Origin of the sequence: Acetobacter garciniae (assembly GCF_017377735.1) — a bacterium.
GTDB classification, from domain to species: Bacteria; Pseudomonadota; Alphaproteobacteria; order Acetobacterales; family Acetobacteraceae; genus Acetobacter; species Acetobacter garciniae.
The window spans coordinates 1-2,456 of sequence record NZ_JAFVMH010000030.1 but is presented as its reverse complement, the minus strand read 5'-3'; the positions used below and the strand labels follow the sequence as shown (position 1 = coordinate 2,456).

3 protein-coding genes are annotated in these 2,456 nt (G+C 54.5%); 1 reads left to right on the top strand and 2 read right to left on the bottom strand.

Annotated features, from left to right (window positions below; translation table 11 throughout):
• Together J2D77_RS17665 and metF are read right to left on the bottom strand one after the other, a co-directional pair.
• A partial coding sequence (locus J2D77_RS17665; RefSeq protein ID WP_230975921.1) for an epoxyqueuosine reductase QueH occupies positions 1-102 on the bottom strand: 102 nt, incomplete at its 3' end.
• 13 nt (positions 103-115) lie between these two features.
• Positions 116-1,174, bottom strand: coding sequence for a methylenetetrahydrofolate reductase [NAD(P)H] (gene metF, locus J2D77_RS17025; protein WP_078527141.1), 1,059 nt, complete (start codon positions 1,172-1,174; stop codon positions 116-118).
• 217 nt (positions 1,175-1,391) lie between these two features.
• Between metF and J2D77_RS17020 the strand changes: the two genes are divergently transcribed.
• Positions 1,392-2,291 (top strand): LysR family transcriptional regulator, encoded by a 900-nt coding sequence (locus J2D77_RS17020; protein ID WP_078527143.1) that lies wholly within the window; start codon positions 1,392-1,394, stop codon positions 2,289-2,291.
• The last annotated feature ends 165 nt before the right edge of the window (positions 2,292-2,456 follow it).

The following is a 2,456-nucleotide window of genomic DNA, read 5'->3' as shown; positions in this document are numbered from 1 at the left end:
GGCAAAGCGGATATTCTCGTCCTTCCGGAGGAGATACTCCCGCTCGGGGTGGATGTTCGGGGTGTAGAAGAAGATCGTGTAGTCGATGCCCGATGCTATCATCGCCTCCATCACCTCACCCGAACATGGTGCGCAGCATGAATGGAGAAGCACCTTCTTCTGCCCGTCCGGGGGTGTCAGACTCTGTCTCGGCTTCTCGTTCATCGGTTGTCTCTTCCTGTTCCGAATAATCTGCCACATTATCCGACATGCAACGGCCGGTCGTCCGCAGTCCGAGGATATGGGCGATTGCAAAAGTCGGGTCCGCGCGATTCAGCGTGGAGATATGAAATTCGTTGATACCGTTGGTTTGCAAGGTCCGGATCTGTTCCACCGCCACGATACTGGCGACAATGCGCCGGAGTTCCAGGTTTCCGTCGGTGTCTTCAAAAAGACGCGTGAGCCAGACCGGCACCGTGACCCCGCAGAGCGTCGAGAAGCGTGCCACATGCTCGTAATTCGAGACCGGCATGATGCCCGGAATGATGGGCGCGGTGATACCAGCGGACTGACACCGCTCAAGGAAGCGCAGACAGGTCGAAGCATCAAAGAAATACTGCGTGATGGCGCGTGTTGCCCCCGCATCGAGCTTGCGTTTGAGGTTGTCGAGATCGGCTTCAGGGCTCAGGGCCGCCGGATGCGTTTCCGGGTAGGCAGCGACGGAGATGTCAAAATCGGCGATGCGACGCAGCCCTGGGACAAGATCGCTGGCATAGGCGTAACCACCCGGATGGGGCGTGTAGCCGACCGCGCCGGCAGGCGGATCGCCGCGCAGTGCCACGATGTGCTTCACCCCTGCTTCCCAATACCTGCGGGCGACAGCATCGACTTCCTCCCGCGTCGCGCCGACACATGTCAGATGGGCAGCCGGTACGAGGTCAGTCTCACGCCTGAGGCGCAACACCGTAGCATAAGTGCTGGCCTGAGTGCTTCCGCCCGCACCATAGGTCACGGACACAAAGTGGGGCGAAAGCGGTGCAAGGCGCCGGATGCACTGCCATAACCGCTGCTCCATAGGTTCTGTTCTTGGCGGGATGAATTCAAAGGAAAGCGCAGGTGTCGGCATGTCGCGGCTGCACGACAGCAGGTTACCGATCCGTTGTTCCGACACCAATCCGTTCAGTCTGTCTGTCATGTCAGTTGCAGGGAAACGGCTCTTTCCGTGCATGTCTTATGCAGGAGATCGAATTTGTATTCAGAGTCAAAGCACAGGAGGCCACGATTATCGGTCGGGATCATGGAAAACTATCCGAAAGAATCATGTAAGCCATCATGATAAAAATTTATGGAAGTGAACTGAAATGATATATTTTTATGATTATATAAATTTGGTGCATTACGAGAGGTAAGCCATGGGTGTTCTGGAGCGCAATCATCTGACAATTATTCGGGAAGTCGCGCGAGAAGGCTCATTGACGGCCGCAGGGATGCGTCTGAACCTGACCCAGCCGGCGCTCAGTCACGCCATCCGCAAGATTGAACAGCAGCTTGGCGTAAAGATATGGCGGCGGGAGGGACGCTCCCTTGTGCTCAATCAGGCAGGCGAATGGCTGCTTGCTCTGGCGAACCGCCTGCTTCCTCAATTCGAGCTGGCGGAAAGCCGCCTTGAACAGTTCGCAAATGGCGGACGTGGTACACTCCGCATCGGCATGGAGTGTCATCCCTGCTATCAATGGCTTCTGAAAGTCGTCTCTCCGTATCTGGAGCGATGGCCCAAAGTTGACGTGGATGTACGGCAGAAGTTCCAGTTTGGCGGTATTGGCGCGTTGTTCAGCAATGAGATTGACATCGTGGTCACCCCTGATCCGCTTTACAAACCCGGCCTGAAATTCACACCGGTATTCGATTATGAACTCGTTCTGGCCGTTGGCCCTGAACACCCTCTGCGGAATGAGAAGTTCGTCCTGCCGGAACAGCTTGCTGGCGAAACATTGATCACCTATCCCGTTCTGTCCGAGCGGCTGGATATCTATACGCAGTTTCTGCAGCCTGCCGGTATTGGTCCGCGGCAGCAGAAACAGATTGAAACTACGGATATCATGCTGGTGATGGTGGCACATGGAAGGGGCGTTGCAGCACTTCCACGCTGGCTTGTGGAAGAGTATACACCACGCTTTGACCTTTACCCGGTCAAGCTTGGTAAAAAGGGCATTGCAAAGCAGATATTTCTTGGTTACCGCGAAACTGATGAAGAGGTTCGATATCTGCAGGATTTTATCGAATTCGCTGCTTTACCTTCTTTGGTCGTTTAAGTATTTGTTTCGAAATCCATAATTAAAACCTGGTCGTGCTTTTCTTTTACATTGCCCGGTTTCTCTGATTTCTTCTCAATTCCAGACATTCGCCATTGCTGTCGTTTCCTGCCGGGAAAAGGCTGCGGATTTTGGGCGTGTCCGGAGCTTTTAGAGTCAGAGGGC